Here is a 14,336-nt window from a genome sequence, read left to right as displayed (position 1 = left end):
GAAGATCCTTCAGCGATGCTGAGCGATGCGCGTCGTTCCTTCACACTGACACCAATCGAGAAAGGACCACACATGAGGGTTGGCATTCCCGCGGAGATCAAGAACAACGAGGACCGGGTGGCGGTGACGCCCGCCATCGTGGATGCTCTGCGCCGTCGCGGCCACGAGGTGTTCATCGAGGCCGGCGCCGGGGAGGGATCGCGCATCAGCGACGACGACTTCCGCGCCGCCGGGGCCGAGATGCTGCCGGACGCCGACGAGGTCTGGGCGCGCGGAGACCTGCTGCTCAAGGTCAAGGAACCCATCGCCGCGGAGTACGGCCGCATGCGCCGCGATCAGGTGCTGTTCACCTACCTGCACCTGGCCGCGTCCGCGTCCTGCACCCGGGCTCTGCTGGATGCCGGCACCACCGCGATCGCCTACGAGACGGTGCAGCTGCCCGACCGCAGCCTGCCGCTGCTGGCGCCGATGAGCGAGGTGGCCGGACGCCTCTCGATCCAGGTCGGCGCGTACAACCTCATGCGGCCGGCGGGCGGCCGGGGCACGCTCCTGGGCGGCGTCCCGGGCACCCGCAAGGCGAAGGTCGTGATCATCGGCGGCGGCGTGGCCGGGGAGAACGCCGCGCACAACGCCGTCGGATTCGGTGCCGACGTGACCGTCATCGACGTGTCGCTCCCCCGCCTGCGACAGCTCGAGAACCAGTTCGGCGGCCTGATCCAGACGCGGCACTCGTCGTATCTCGAGATCGCCGATCAGCTCGCCGACGCCGACCTGGTCGTGGGCTCCGTGCTCATCCCCGGGGCCGCGGCGCCGAAGCTCGTCACCGACGAGATGGTCGCGCGGATGAAGCCCGGCTCGGTGCTCGTGGACATCGCCATCGACCAGGGCGGCTGCTTCGAGGGCTCGCACGCGACGACCCACGACGACCCGACGTTCGCCGTCCACGACACGCTGTTCTACTGCGTCGGGAACATGCCCGGCGCCGTGCCGGAGACCTCCACCCGCGCCCTCACGAACGCCACGGCGCCCTACGTCCTGGCGTTGGCCGACAAGGGGTGGCGCCGGGCGCTGACCGAGGACGCCGCGCTGGCCGCCGGCCTCAGCACGCACGACGGCGTCCTCACCAACGCGGGTGTCGGCGAGGCGCTCTCGCTCGCGCACACGCGCACCGCCGACGTGCTCCTGGCGGCCTGAGCCGTCGCACCTGGACGACAGTGAGGGGCGGATGCCGCGGCATCCGCCCCTCATTCGTGCGTCAGCTCCGCGGGCCGACGCGGACGAGCTTCTTGTTGACGAACTCGTCGGCGGCGAGGAGGCCCATCTCCCGGCCGGTGCCGCTGCGCTTCACGCCGCCGAAGGGCAGTTCGGGCGAGTCGGCGAGGACGAGGTTCACGTAGACCATGCCGGCCTCGATGCGGTCGGCCACGCGCTCGGCCTGCTCCTCGTCGGTCGTGAAGACGTACGAGCCGAGACCGAAGCCGGTGTCATTGGCGAGGGTGATCGCCGCGTCCTCATCGGCGACGCGGTAGACGACGCCGACGGGCCCGAAGAACTCCTCCTGGTAGGCGTCCATCTCCGGCGTGACGTCGGCGAGCACCGTTCCGGGGAAGTACGTGCCGTCGCGCTTGCCGCCGACGAGGACGGTCGCGCCCTGCGCCACGGCGCGGTCGACCTGCTCCTGCAGGCGCTCGGCGGCGAGCTCGGACGAGAGCGGACCGATGACGGTGTCGTCGGCCATCGGGTCGCCGACGGTGGCGCCGCCCATGGCGGCGACGAACTTCTCCACGAACGGCTCGTAGAGGTCGTCGATCACGACGAAGCGCTTGGCCGCGTTGCAGGACTGGCCGTTGTTGTCCAGACGCGCGTCCACCGCGGCCTGCACCGTGCCGTCGAGGTCGTCGGTCGACAGCAGGATGAACGGGTCGGACCCGCCGAGCTCCAGCGCGACCTTCTTGAGGTGACGGCCGGCGATCTCGGCCACGGCGGCGCCCGCCCGCTCCGATCCCGTCACCGACACGCCCTGCACGCGCGGGTCGGCGATGATGACCGCCGCCTGCTCGTTCGTGGCGTAGAGGTTCGTGTACGCGCCGGCGGGGAGGCCGGCGTCGCGGTAGATGTCCTCGATGGCCGCCGAGGACTCGGGGCACTGCGGCGCGTGCTTGAGGAGGATCGTGTTGCCGAGCACGAGGTTCGGAGCGGCGAAGCGGGCGACCTGGTAGTACGGGAAGTTCCACGGCATGATGCCCAGCAGCACGCCGAGCGGCGCGCGGCGGATGACCGCGGTCCCCTCCCCCAGGATGTCCAGCGGGCGGTCGCGGGTGATGTCCTCCGCGTGATCCGCGTAGAACTCCGTGATGTCGGCGGCGAAGTCGACCTCGCCGAGGGCGGCGGCCAGCGGCTTGCCCATCTCGCGGACGATGATCTCCGCGAGCTCGTCGCGGCGCTCGCGGTGCAGCTCCGCCGCGCGACGCACGAGGGCGGCACGCTCGGAGACGGGGGTCTCGCGCCAGGTGCGGAATGCGGCATCCGCCGCCTCGATCCGGCCGGCCACGTCCGCGTCGGCGAGCGTCGGGTAGGTGGCCAGTGTCTGGCCGGTGGCGGGGTTGACGACGGCGTAGTCGCTCATGTCTGCTCCGATCGGTTGGGGTGGTGGGATCTACTCTGCCGTCACCGGCGGGTGCGGCGCAGGCCGGCGGGCGCGTCGACGGCGAGCGTGCGACCGCGGAAGAAGGCGGGGCGCGCGATGGCCTGCCAGATCATGATGGCGATGCCGACGACGATGATCGTCACGCCGAGGATGAAGACGAGTCCGACGCCGCCGATTTCCGAGCCGCTGCCGTACTCCGGGTTCATGCTGTCGACGAGCGTCGTCACGAACAGCACGGCGAGGATCACGCCGCCGATGAGGGGGAAGAGGAGGGTGAAGAAGACGTTGCGCACCGAATCGAACCACTGCTTGCGGAAGTACCAGACGCACGCGAACGCGGTGAGGCCGTAGTAGAAGCAGATCATGATCCCGAGGGTGAGGATCGTGTCGGAGAGCACGTTCGTGCTCACCACCCGCATGACCGCGTAGAAGCCGGCCGCGACGGCGGCGGAGACGATCGTCGCGAAGCCGGGGGTGAAGAACCGCGGACTGACACTCGCGAACCGCGGCGGCAGCGCGCCGTAGTGCCCCATGGCGAGGAGCGTGCGCGCCGGCCCGACGAAGGTCGACTGCAGCGACGACGCCGAGGAGGTGAGCACCGCGAGCGAGACGAGGGCGGCCAGGGGCCCGAGGATGGGACCGGCCAGCGCGAAGAACGCGTTGTCCTGGATGTCGGGGTTGCCCAGGCCGAACTCGCCGTCGCCGATGCCCGCGAACATGATCATCGAGATCGCGAGCAGCAGGTAGAGCGCGACGATCGTGACGACGGTGATGGTGGCGGCGCGACCGGGCGTCTTCTCCGGGTCCTTCGTCTCCTCGTTCATCGTCAGCGTGACGTCCCAGCCCCAGAAGATGAAGATGGACAGCGAGAGCCCCGCCGCGAACGAGCTGAACGACGACACCGCGAACGGGTTGAACCACGACCAGTCGAACGGCGTCGCGTCGAAGGCGTTGCCGGTGTTCACCTGCACGATGGCGACGATCGCGAACAGCAGCAGGACGATGATCTGGAAGCCGACGAGGAAGTACTGCAGCTTCTGCGTGGTCTGCACATCGCGGTACGACACGTAGGTCGCGCCGAGGACGAACAGCAGGCAGACCGCGATGTTGATCCAGACGACGCCCGCGAGATCGGCGATGCCCGGGTTGTTCGTCAGCTGGGAGATGAGCAGGAACAGGAAGTCCACCGCGATGCCCGCGAGGTTCGACAGCACGATGACCGTGGCCGCCACGAGGCCCCAGCCGGCCATCCAGCCGATCCAGGGACCGAAGGCGCGGGCCGCCCAGGTGAAGGACGTGCCCGAGTCCGGCATCCGGTTGTTGAGCGCGCGGTAGCCGAAGGCCACCAGCAGCATCGGGATGAAGCCGACGAGGATGATCGCGGGCACCTGGACGCCGACGGCGCCGACCGTGGGGCCGATGGCCGCGGTGAAGGTGTATGCGGGGGCGATGCAGGAGATGCCGATCACCACGGCGCCGATCAGGCCGACGGTGCCGGCGCTGAGGCCCTTCTTCGACAGGCCGCCCGTCTCGGTGTCGACGGCGGTGGCCGGTGCGGCGGAGCCCTCGGAAGCGTTCATCGGCCTGCGCCGCCCTTCTTGCTCTTCTTCCGCCTCTTCTTGCGTGTGCGCGGAACGACGATCATCGGCACGGGGAGCTCGTGCAGCATCTTGGCCGCTGTCGAGCCGAGAAAGAGGCGGCGCGGACGCGCCAGCCGGCTCGAGCCGACGATCGCGATCTCCCCCGGCTCCCAGTCGAGGTGCGACACGGCGTCCTCGATCGAGTCGCCGCGGGCGACGACCGCGGTGGCCTCGAGTCCGGCCGGCAGCGCGGCGCGCGCCTCGGCGAGCACCTCGTCCGCGTGCGCGGCGCCTGCGATGCGGATGACGCCGGTGTCCACCGAGGCGGGCAGGTCGACCGTGACGAGCGAGAGCAGGCGGACCCGGGCGCCGACCGCGGTGGCGAGGTCGATGGTCTCCTCGAAGAGCGCCTCGGCGCCGGGACGCGTGCCCACGGCCGCGGTGAGACGGGCGATGCCGACCGCGGCGTCCACGTCGCGGGCGCCGTCGGGGGCGAGGGCGACCGGCACGTCGGAAGAGTGCAGCAGCTCCTGGGCCACCGAGCCCAGGCGGTGGCGTCCGCGCAGACCGCCACCGCCTGCCCCGATGACGATGTGCGCGGCGCCGATCTCGTCGGCGTAGGCGATGAGGCCGGCCGCGAACGATTCGGCGTAGCGGATCTGCGAGTACCGCTCCACCGATGCCGGCAGCAGCGCTTCGCCCTCGCGCAACCAGGCGGACGCCTGATCGCGCAGATAACGGTCGTAGCCGGCGTCCGGCGGGGTGATCACGCTGCGCTCGTCGGCCGGGAGCACCACCACGAGGTGGAGTGCCGAACCGGATGCCGCGGCCAGCCGGCTGCCGAGGGCGGCGGCGTCCGCGCCACCCGTCGTCGCAGTGTAGCCGACGACGACGGGCCTGGTCACGCGCGCGCCTCGGCGAGGATCTCGGATGCGGCGAGGCGGCCCATGCGGATGGCGCCGTCGACGTGCTGGTAGCCGGCGCCGGCGATGTCGCTGCAGGCGAAGCGCATCGGGCCGACGGGCGTCCGCAGGTCGCCGCCGTAGCGGTGCAGGCCGCCCATGTCGAAGCTCGCGGCGTAGGCGCCGCGCGTCCACTCCTCCACGCCCCAGTCGCTCTCGTAGTAGACCGACGGGCTCTTGGCCGCGTCGCCGTAGTAGTGCGACAGCGACTCGAGGATGCGCTCGCGACGCTCCTCGGGGCTGAGCCGGAACACATCGTCGGCGTTCTGGTCCGCGACGAAGCCGACCAGGATGCCCCGGGGGTCGCCGTGGTTGGAGTTGTCGTACGCCTCGTGCACGATCTCGTACGGGCTGAAGGCCGTGCCGGACTGGCCCTGCTCGCGCCAGAAGGGCGTGTCGTAGACGGCGTGCACCTTGATGACGAAGCCCATCGAGATGTGCTGGTGCATCTGGTGGTGCAGGCGCGGCATGGGCGGCTCGAACGATATGCGCGTGTACAGCACCGGCGGCACCGCGAGGATGGCCCAGCGCGCGCGGACGGTCATGCCGGTCCCTCCTGAGCCTGCCGAAGGGTCGGCGATCGCCACCACGCCCTCGGTTCCGCCGCCGGATGCCGCGGCATCCCATCGCAGCGTGCGCACGGGCTGCTCGAGGAAGACGTCGTCGCCCAGACGCTCGGCGAGGAGTAGCGGCACCTGCTGGAGTCCGCCGACGACCCGCTTGTCGAGGATGAAGTCGGCGTCGACGAGGTGGGAGTAGGAGCCCGCGGAGGCGGCCATCAGCAGCGACTGGAGCAGCGAGAAGGTGTGCGTGGGCTTGGTGAGCATCGCCGAGCCGGTGGCGAAGGCGAGGTTGCGCACCGCCTCGTCGTCGTCGGTCTGCGCGCGCAGCCAGGCATCCCAGGTGACGCTGTCCCACTCCTTGGCCTTCTCGTGCGCCCACGGGCGGTCGGGGTCGATCTCGGCGACCATCGCGTCGAGGCGCTCGGTGATCTCGGCGATCACCTTCTCGGTCTCGGGCGACACCGGGAACATCTCGCCGGTGAAGCGGTGGGTCTGCCCGTCGGGCCCGACGTAGACGCTGTCGCCCTCGCGGTAGCGGCTGAAGGTTTCGAGTCCCAGCTCGGCCACGGTGTCAATGAGCGCGTGCTGGTCGGGCGAGACCCACTGCCCGCCGATCTCGAGCATCGCGCCCTCGATCTCGTCGGTGTGCAGGCGCCCGCCGACGCGGTCGCGCGCCTCGAGCACGGCGACGGAGAGGCCGGCCTTCTTGAGCTCGTTGGCGGCGGTGAGTCCGGCGGCGCCGGCTCCGATGATGACGACGTCACGGGTGATCTCAGTCATGGGTTGCCTTGTCTTCTTCGTGAGCTATCGGGCGGTGTTCCCGCGGGTCGGGCTTTCGTGTCCCACTTCCTGCACAACGCCTCGGCGTGTTGTGCAGGAACTGGGACATGCCCAGCGGCGGGAGGGTGAGGATGCGTGGGTCAGGCGGCGGCGAGCGCGTCGGCCACGACGTCCAGGCCCTCGGCCAGGAGCGCGTCGGGCATCGACAGCGGGGGCAGGAAGCGTATGACGTTGCCGTACGTGCCGCACGTGAGGACGATGACGCCCTGCGCGATGCAGGCCTTGGCGACCGCACCGGTGAGCGCGGCGTCGGGCTCGCCCGTCGCGGGGTCGACGAACTCGGCGGCGACCATGGCGCCCCGGCCGCGGATGTCGCCGATGCGCGGATCGCCCTGCTGCATCGCGGTCAGCCGGTCCACCAGCATCCGGCCCACCTCGACGGCGCGCGCGGCGAGGTTCTCGCCCTCGAACACGTCGATCGCGGCGACGGCCGCCGCACAGGCGATCGGGTTGCCGCCGTACGTGCCGCCCAGGCCGCCGGTGTGCGAGGCGTCCATGATCTCGGCGCGGCCGGTGACCGCGGCCAGCGGGAGACCGCCGGCGATGCCCTTGGCGGTGGTGACGAGGTCGGGGACGACGCCGAACAGCTCGCTGGCGAACATCGCGCCCGTGCGGGCGAAGCCCGTCTGCACCTCGTCGGCGATGAAGACGACGCCGTTGGCGCGGCACCAGTCGGCGACCGCGGGCAGGAAGCCGTCGGCGGGGACGATGAAGCCGCCCTCACCCTGGATGGGCTCGATGATCACGGCGGCGAGGTTGTCGGCGCCGATCTGCTTCTCGATGAGCGAGATGGCCTTCTTCGCGGCATCCGGTCCGCTGAGTCCGTCGCGGAAGGGGTACGACGCGGGCACGCGGTAGATCTCGGAGGCGAACGGGCCGAAGCCGCTCTTGTACGGCATGGCCTTCGCCGTCAGCGCCATCGTGAGGTTCGTGCGGCCGTGGTAGGCGTGGTCGAACGCGACGACCGCCTGGCGCTTCGTGTACTTGCGCGCGACCTTGATGGCGTTCTCGACCGCCTCGGCGCCGGAGTTGAACAGGGCCGTCTTCTTCTCGTGGTCGCCGGGGGTGACACGGTTGAGCGCTTCGGCGACCTCCACGTACGACTCGTACGGCGAGATCATGAAGCAGGTGTGCGTGAACTGCGCGACCTGGGCCTGCACGGCCTCGACGATCTTCGGGTGGGCATTGCCCACCGTGGTCACGGCGATGCCGGAGCCGAGGTCGATCAGCGAGTTGCCGTCGGCGTCGACGACGACGCCGCCGCCCGCGGCGACCGCGTGGATGGGGACGGTGTGCCCGACTCCGGCCGCGACGGCGGCCGACTTGCGGGCGAGCAGCTCCTCCGAGCGGGGGCCGGGGATGGCCGTGACGAGGCGGCGCTCCTGCGCGAGCGTGGGGCCGCCGACCGGCGGCGCGGTGAGGGTGTCGAGTGCGCTCATGATCGGGAGCGTATGCGGGCGCGGCAGAGGGGTGCACCTGCCCTGCTGTACATTCTGGAGCGGTGCATGTACGTCTCGTACATGAGCGGTTCGCGGAGCGGAGGACGACGGATGGATGCCACGGCCGACGTCCCCACGCTGCGCGCCCTGCTCTCGCGCGCCGACCTCCGCCTGACCCTGACGCCGGGCTCGCCCGAGGAGGCGCTGGATCGCCCCGTGCGGTGGGTGCACAGCAGCGACCTCGCCGACCCGACCCCCTTCCTGTCCGAGGGGCTGCTGCTGCTCACCACGGGCACGCAGTTCGCCGGCGCGGGAGCGACCTCCTCCGCGGAGTACGTGGCCCGCCTCGCCGGGCGCGGGGTGACCGGCCTGGGCTTCGGCACCGAGGTCGTGCGCGACGGCGTGCCGCCCGACCTCGCCGCCGCCTGCCGCGAGGAGGGCATGCCGCTGTTCGAGGTGCCGTACCGCACGCCGTTCATCGCCGTGGCCCGCGCCAACGCCGAGGCGATCGCGGCCCAGGCGTACGCGCGCCGCAGCTGGGCCCTCGCCGCGCAGCGCGCGATCGCCCTGGCGGCCCTCCGGCCCGACGGACTCGGCGCGACCCTCGCGGAGCTCGCCCGGCAGCTCGACACCTGGGTGGGACTGTTCGATGCCGCCGGCGAGCTCGTGCGCGAGCATCCCTCCCGCGTCCTCGACGAGCCCGACGAGCGCGCGCTGCACGCCGAGGTGTCGACGGTGCTGCGCCGGGGCGCCCGCGCGGCCTCCTCGTTGCGGATCGGCCCGCGGCCGTTCACGCTGCAGACGCTCGGGCGGGGCGGACACCTCCGCGGCGTGCTGGCGATCAACGCCGGCGAGCTCGACCAGGAGGGCCGCGGCGTCGTGACCGCGGTGATTGCGATGGCCGGGCTCGCCTTCGAGCAGCAGCAGGGCCTGAGCCGCGCACGCGGCGCACTGCGGTCGGGACTGCTGGAGTCGCTGCTGACCGGCGATCCGGCCCTCGCCCGGCGCATTTCGCGCGACGTGTGGGGACCGCTGCCGGCGGCTCCGGTCACGGTGGCGCTGACGGATGCCGCGGCCGGCCGCTCCGAGGGACTCGCCGAGCTCCTCGAGCTGCGCGCCGAGGAGCAGCGGGGCTCCCTGTTCTTCGGTCGGACCGACGACGGGCTCGTGCTCGTGGTGCCGGCCGGCGATCTCCGCGCACCGGAGGAGGCGGCCGAGCGCTTCGGCGCGCGCGTCGGCCTCTCCGATCCGGCTGGGTACGACGGTCTCGCCGCCGCCGTCGAGCAGGCGCGGATCGCCCGCGACCGTGGGGCCGGCCCGCTCACCGCTTTCGGCGACGTCGCGGGCTCCGGCGTGCTCTCGGCGCTGACAAGCGAGGCGCAGGTGCTCGCCGCCGCCGAGCTCGCCCCGTTGACGGCGCACGACGAGCAGGAGAAGACCGACCTCGTGGCCACTCTCCGCGCCTGGCTCGACAACGACTGCTCCCACGAGGCGACCGCGCGCGCCCTGGGCGTCCACCGCCACACCGTGCGCACCCGCCTCGCCCTCGCCGAGCGCGTGCTGGCGCGCGACCTCCGCTCCTTCGCCACCCGGGCCGAGCTCTGGGCGGCCCTGCGGGTGCTCGGCGGCTCCTGACCCCGGCCCGGCGGCTCCTGACCCCGGCCCGGCGCGCGGACATTCTGGCGGGCCGACGGGCCGACACGCCGGTTATCGGGCGAAGGAAGGCGGCGCGTCGCGACTAAGGCCCGCCGGAATGCTTGCGCCGCGGCATCCGCTCGAATCCTCCACACGGTGAGCTGAAGGCGAAAGCCCGCCGGAATGCTCGCGCCGCGGCATCCGCTCGAATCCTCCACAGGATGAGCTGACGTCGAGAGTCCGACGGTCCCCGGGTCGGAGGAGGCAAACGCGTATGCCGGCGCAACACGCTGAAGTCATGTGCCTACCTCAGAGCGCCGCCACCGCCTTCGGGACTCTTCTGGAGAGAGGCCTCTCCCGGCGGGACATCCGTCGGCACGTCGACCGCGGCGCGTTGGTCGTGCTGCGGCACGGAGTGTATGCCGACGCTGGCTACTGCGCGGCGGTCCGCGATGCGGCAGCACACGGCGGAGCGCTCGCTTGCATCTCGGCGGCTCGGCATCTCGGTCTGTGGGTGCTGGCTGAGTCGGACACCGTTCACGTCGCGCTCGGACCGCACGGGCATCGCCATCGGCACGACGACTGTTCCTGCGTCGAGCACTGGGACGCGGGCGGTCCGCGGCGCGGGCTGTTCGATACTCCCGGTATCCGGGTGATCCTGCGCCAGATCCTCGGATGCTGCGGCCCAGAGGACTTCTTCGTCGCCCTGGAGTCGGCGCTGCACCTGGGCCTGCTGGACGTCCGCGACCTTCCCGCGCTTCGCGCCGAGTATCCGGCATCCGCGCGCGAGGCCATCAGCTTGGCTCGCGCCGATGCGGAGAGCGGCCTCGAGTCCCTGTTCCGGTGGAGGCTCCGGCATCGGCGACTGAGCATACGTACACAGGTGCGGGTGGCGTCGGTCGGGCGGGCCGATGTGGTGATCGGCGACCGACTTCTGGTCGAGGTCGACGGCGCGGACAACCACGACAGCCGGTCGCATCGGCATCGCGACCTCGTCCGTGACGCGCATGCCGCGGCCTGGGGCTTCGTCACCTTGCGATTCGATTACGCGATGGTCGTGCACGATTGGCACACTGTCGAACTGGCGGTCATGGCCTCCATCGACCGCGGGCTGCACCTCGACCCAGCGCGACCCTGACCTCCTCGGGCGCACTCACCTTCCCGCGCACGCGGACACTCTGGCGGGTTCGCCGGCCGACACGCCGCCGTCGGCGCCCGCGCCCCGGCGAGTCGCCTCAACGGCCCGCCGGAATGTCCGGGCGACGACAAAGCGCGGCTAGCGCGGGGCGTGGGCCTCCAGGAACTCGTACATGTCCGTCGTGTCCACGCCGGGGAAGGCGCCGGTGGGGAGGGTCGCGAGCAGGGTGCGGGGCGTCCGCACGTTCGGCCACGACGCCTCGCGCCAGGCGGCCTCGAGCTCGGGCGGCGCCTGGCGGCAGCACACCTCGACAGCGTGCCGCGAGACGCCGCGGTGCGAGGTGTCGCGCCCGAGGAACCACTTCGTGTCATCGAAGCGCACCCCGACGCTCACCGAGTGGTCGCCCTCGCTCGAGGACTCCACGCGTGCGGTGCACCAGTACGTGCCGTTGCCGGTGTCGGTGTACTGGTAGTAGGGGTTGAACTTGTCGGCGACGTCGAAGACGACGCGGCTCGTCCATTTCCGGCAGCACATCTGACCCTCGCTGGAGCCCAGCCGATCGGTCGGGAAGTTCACGTCGTCGTTCTCGTACGACTTCGTGATCGTGCCCGACTCGTGCACCTTCAGGAAGTGCACCGGAATGCCGAGATGCACCGTCGACAGATTGGTGAAGCGGTGCGCGGCGGTCTCGTACGAGACGGAGTAGGCGTCACGAAGATCCTCGATCGAGATCGCACGAGACGACTTGGCGTCCTGCAGGAACGGCACCGCATGCGCCTCGGGGATGAGCAGCGCCCCGGTGAGGTAGTTCGTCTCGACGCGCTGGCGCAGGAACTCCGCATAGCTGCGCGGCTCCGCGTGGCCCAGGATCCGGCTCGACAGCGCCTGCAGCACGGCCGTGCGCGGGTCGCCCTTCGCCGTCAGCCGGCTCGAGAGGTACAGCCGGCCGTTTTTCAGGTCGGCGACGCTGCGCGTGGTGTGGGGCAGGTCGGGAACGTAGTGCAGGGTGAATCCGAGGTGGGCGGCGATATCGGATGCTGTGCGCTGCGTCAGCGGTCCGCCCGGGTGATCCACCGAGGCCAGCAGAGCGCGTGCCTGCTCCTCGAGCTCGGGGAAGTGGTTGTCCTGGCCGCGCATCAGGCGCCGGAGCGCGACGTTCGCCCGTCGCGCCTCCTCGGGAGTGGCCGCCCGTTCGTCGCGGAGGCGCTCGATCTCATCCTTCAGGGCGAGCATCGCCCTCAGCGCTTCGTCGGGCACGGACTTCCCGACCCGGAACGGCGCGATGCCGAGCGCCTGGAACGTCTGACCGCGCATCGCGCGCTCGACGCCGATCTCGAGCGTCGAGCGCTCGTCGAGCGGAGCGGACTGCAGGAGCGCGTCGAGCCCTGACCCGAGGGCGCGGGCGATCGCCTGAAGCAGGGTGAGCTTTGCCTCGCGGCGGCCGTTCTCGATCATCGATAGCTGGCTCGGAGCGCGGCCGACGGCATCCGCCAGCTCCTCCAGCGTCATGCCGCGCTCGGTGCGCAGCTGCCGGACACGTCGGCCGATCGTCAGTGAGTCCACATCTTGATCGTCGCTGCCGTCGAACTGCGGCAGACCTGCGGTGACCACGCTCATATGCCGAGTCTGTCACTGAAACAGAAATACGGCTGATCTTCACATCATTATCGGCCGGTTTGGGCGTCAAGTTTCACGCAGAGTGGTGTCACACCCCGCATCGCCGACCCGGATGCACCCCCATCGATACCCATCGATGACACCGGCACCGCAGACTCCCGTGACACGGGAGCAGACAGGCGCCGGCACCGACTCCGCTGACACAGATCAGGACACGACATGACCCTCACCGCCCCCTTCGCGACCCCGCCCACCCGCACCGACCCGACCCCGCCCACCCGCACCGGCCCGATCCCGACGGTCGCGCACGAACCGCGGCTGGAGATCACCGCGCCGCTCGCACCGCGCTACGACGAGATCCTCACGCCCGACGCGATCGCGTTCCTCACCGCCCTGCACGCGCGCTTCGGCGGCCGGCGCCATGACCGTCTGGCCGCACGGCTGCGTCGTCGCTTCGAGATCGGCAACGGCCACGACCCCGGCTTCCGTGACGAGACCGCGCACATCCGCGAAGACCTCGGGTGGCGCGTCGCGGGCGCCGGCCCCGGGCTCGAGGACCGCCGTGTCGAGATCACCGGGCCGACGGACCCGAAGATGACCATCAACGCCCTCAACTCCGGAGCGCGCGTGTGGCTGGCCGACCAGGAGGACGCCACCTCCCCCACCTGGCGCAACGTCATCGAGGGCCAGCTCTCGCTGCGCGACGCGATCCGCGGCGAGCTGCGCTTCACCTCGTCGGAGGGCAAGACGTACGAGGTCACCGCCGAGCGGACCCCCACGATCGTGATGCGCCCGCGCGGATGGCACCTGCCGGAGAAGCACATCCGGATCACCGATCGCACGGGGCGGGAGCTCGCGGCATCCGGGTCGCTCGTCGACTTCGGGCTCTACTTCTTCCACAACGCCGCGGAGCTCATCGCCCGAGGACGCGGTCCGTACTTCTACCTCGCGAAGCTCGAATCCAGCGAGGAGGCGAAGCTGTGGGACGACGTCTTCACCTTCAGCGAGCGGTACCTCGGCATCGCGCACGGCACGATCCGCGCGACGGTGCTCATCGAGACGCTGCCGGCGGCCTTCGAGATGGAGGAGATCCTCTTCGAGCTGCGCGACCACTGCGCCGGCCTCAACGCCGGACGCTGGGACTACATCTTCTCGATCATCAAGAACTACCGCGGCCGCGGGGCGCGCTTCGTGCTGCCCGACCGCAGCGAGGTGACCATGACCGTGCCGTTCATGCGGGCCTACACCGAGCTGCTCGTGAAGACATGCCACAAGCGTGGCGCCTACGCGATCGGCGGGATGAGCGCCTTCATCCCCAACCGACGCGACCCCGAGGTGACCGAACGGGCCTTCGAGAAGGTCGCCGCCGACAAGAAGCGCGAGGCGGGCGACGGCTTCGACGGCACGTGGGTGGCGCATCCCGACCTGATCCCGACCGCCATGGCCGAGTTCGACGCCGTTCTCGGCGACCGCCCGAACCAGCTCGATCGGCAGCGCGATGACGTGCAGGTCGCAGCATCCGATCTGCTCGACGTGCACATCGGCCGCCCCGTCACCGCCGCCGGCGTGCATGCGAACGTCTCGGTGGCGATCCGCTACCTCGAGGCGTGGCTGCGCGGCCTCGGGGCCGTCGCCATCGACAACCTGATGGAGGATGCCGCGACCGCCGAGATCAGCAGGTCGCAGGTGTGGCAGTGGATCCATCAGGAGCACCGCACCGACCTCGGCGAGCAGATCACGCGCGAGTACGTCGGACGGCTCATCGAGCGCGTGCTCGCGGACGCGCCGCGCGCCGAGGGCGACCGCTTCGACGACGCGGCGCAGATCTTCCGCGACGTCGCCCTGCGGGATGAATTCCCGCCCTTCCTCACGACCGCCGCCTACCTGGCGTTCCTGGACTGACCCGCCGCTCTGA

The 14,336-nt window shown here is 71.0% G+C and carries 10 protein-coding genes; 4 read left to right on the top strand and 6 right to left on the bottom strand.

The genetic code is table 11. The annotated features are described in order from the left end of the window. Positions 1–72: 72 nt before the first annotated feature. Complete coding sequence (gene ald, locus ABC304_RS08270) at positions 73–1,194, top strand: alanine dehydrogenase (RefSeq protein WP_412930123.1); 1,122 nt, start codon at positions 73–75, stop codon at positions 1,192–1,194. A gap of 61 nt (positions 1,195–1,255) precedes the next feature. Here the strand turns inward: ald and ABC304_RS08265 are convergent, their stop codons facing one another. The 5 genes from ABC304_RS08265 to gabT form a co-directional block, all read right to left on the bottom strand. Further along, a complete protein-coding gene (locus ABC304_RS08265; RefSeq protein WP_412930122.1) occupies positions 1,256–2,626 on the bottom strand; it encodes an NAD-dependent succinate-semialdehyde dehydrogenase in 1,371 nt (456 codons plus the stop codon). A 41-nt stretch (positions 2,627–2,667) separates the two neighbouring features. Then, positions 2,668–4,227, bottom strand: coding sequence for an APC family permease (locus tag ABC304_RS08260; protein WP_412930121.1), 1,560 nt, complete (start codon positions 4,225–4,227; stop codon positions 2,668–2,670). Then, a complete protein-coding gene (locus ABC304_RS08255) occupies positions 4,224–5,132 on the bottom strand; it encodes a universal stress protein (protein WP_412930120.1) in 909 nt (302 codons plus the stop codon). The genes ABC304_RS08260 and ABC304_RS08255 overlap by 4 nt, the downstream gene beginning before the upstream one ends. Further along, positions 5,129–6,532, bottom strand: coding sequence for a flavin monoamine oxidase family protein (locus ABC304_RS08250; protein ID WP_412930118.1), 1,404 nt, complete (start codon positions 6,530–6,532; stop codon positions 5,129–5,131). The genes ABC304_RS08255 and ABC304_RS08250 overlap by 4 nt, the downstream gene beginning before the upstream one ends. Before the next feature lie 140 nt (positions 6,533–6,672). Then, positions 6,673–8,031 (bottom strand): 4-aminobutyrate--2-oxoglutarate transaminase, encoded by a 1,359-nt coding sequence (gene gabT / locus ABC304_RS08245; RefSeq protein ID WP_412930117.1) that lies wholly within the window; start codon positions 8,029–8,031, stop codon positions 6,673–6,675. A 111-nt stretch (positions 8,032–8,142) separates the two neighbouring features. Here gabT and ABC304_RS08240 point away from each other — a divergent pair, with 111 nt between their 5' ends. Both ABC304_RS08240 and ABC304_RS08235 read left to right on the top strand, forming a co-directional pair. Next, complete coding sequence (locus tag ABC304_RS08240; RefSeq protein ID WP_412930116.1) at positions 8,143–9,666, top strand: PucR family transcriptional regulator; 1,524 nt, start codon at positions 8,143–8,145, stop codon at positions 9,664–9,666. A gap of 400 nt (positions 9,667–10,066) precedes the next feature. Next, positions 10,067–10,804: an endonuclease domain-containing protein gene (locus tag ABC304_RS08235; RefSeq protein WP_412932873.1), complete on the top strand. Its 738-nt coding sequence runs from the start codon at positions 10,067–10,069 to the stop codon at positions 10,802–10,804. A gap of 138 nt (positions 10,805–10,942) precedes the next feature. On the opposite strand, the gene ABC304_RS08230 is transcribed toward ABC304_RS08235, so the two are convergent. Then, on the bottom strand, positions 10,943–12,421 hold the full coding sequence (locus tag ABC304_RS08230; RefSeq protein WP_412930115.1) for a helix-turn-helix domain-containing protein: 1,479 nt from the start codon (positions 12,419–12,421) through the stop codon (positions 10,943–10,945). Positions 12,422–12,640: 219 nt separating this feature from the next. Here ABC304_RS08230 and aceB point away from each other — a divergent pair, with 219 nt between their 5' ends. After that, positions 12,641–14,323, top strand: a complete 1,683-nt coding sequence (gene aceB, locus ABC304_RS08225) for a malate synthase A (protein ID WP_412930114.1) — start codon at positions 12,641–12,643, stop codon at positions 14,321–14,323. Positions 14,324–14,336: the final 13 nt, after the last annotated feature.

Source organism: Microbacterium jepli (assembly GCF_047237905.1).
Classification (GTDB): domain Bacteria; phylum Actinomycetota; class Actinomycetes; order Actinomycetales; family Microbacteriaceae; genus Microbacterium.
This window is presented reverse-complemented; position numbering and strand designations above follow the sequence as displayed.

Bases quoted from the DNA above. Each gene is read 5' to 3' on its own strand.
- ABC304_RS08240 (WP_412930116.1), top strand. From the start codon at position 8,143: ATGGATGCCACGGCCGACGTCCCCACGCTGCGCGCCCTGCTCTCGCGC.
- aceB (WP_412930114.1), top strand. From the start codon at position 12,641: ATGACCCTCACCGCCCCCTTCGCGACCCCGCCCACCCGCACCGACCCG.
- ABC304_RS08260 (WP_412930121.1), bottom strand. From the start codon at position 4,227: ATGAACGCTTCCGAGGGCTCCGCCGCACCGGCCACCGCCGTCGACACC.
- gabT (WP_412930117.1), bottom strand. From the start codon at position 8,031: ATGAGCGCACTCGACACCCTCACCGCGCCGCCGGTCGGCGGCCCCACG.
- ABC304_RS08250 (WP_412930118.1), bottom strand. From the start codon at position 6,532: ATGACTGAGATCACCCGTGACGTCGTCATCATCGGAGCCGGCGCCGCC.
- ABC304_RS08230 (WP_412930115.1), bottom strand. From the start codon at position 12,421: ATGAGCGTGGTCACCGCAGGTCTGCCGCAGTTCGACGGCAGCGACGAT.
- ald (WP_412930123.1), top strand. From the start codon at position 73: ATGAGGGTTGGCATTCCCGCGGAGATCAAGAACAACGAGGACCGGGTG.
- ABC304_RS08265 (WP_412930122.1), bottom strand. From the start codon at position 2,626: ATGAGCGACTACGCCGTCGTCAACCCCGCCACCGGCCAGACACTGGCC.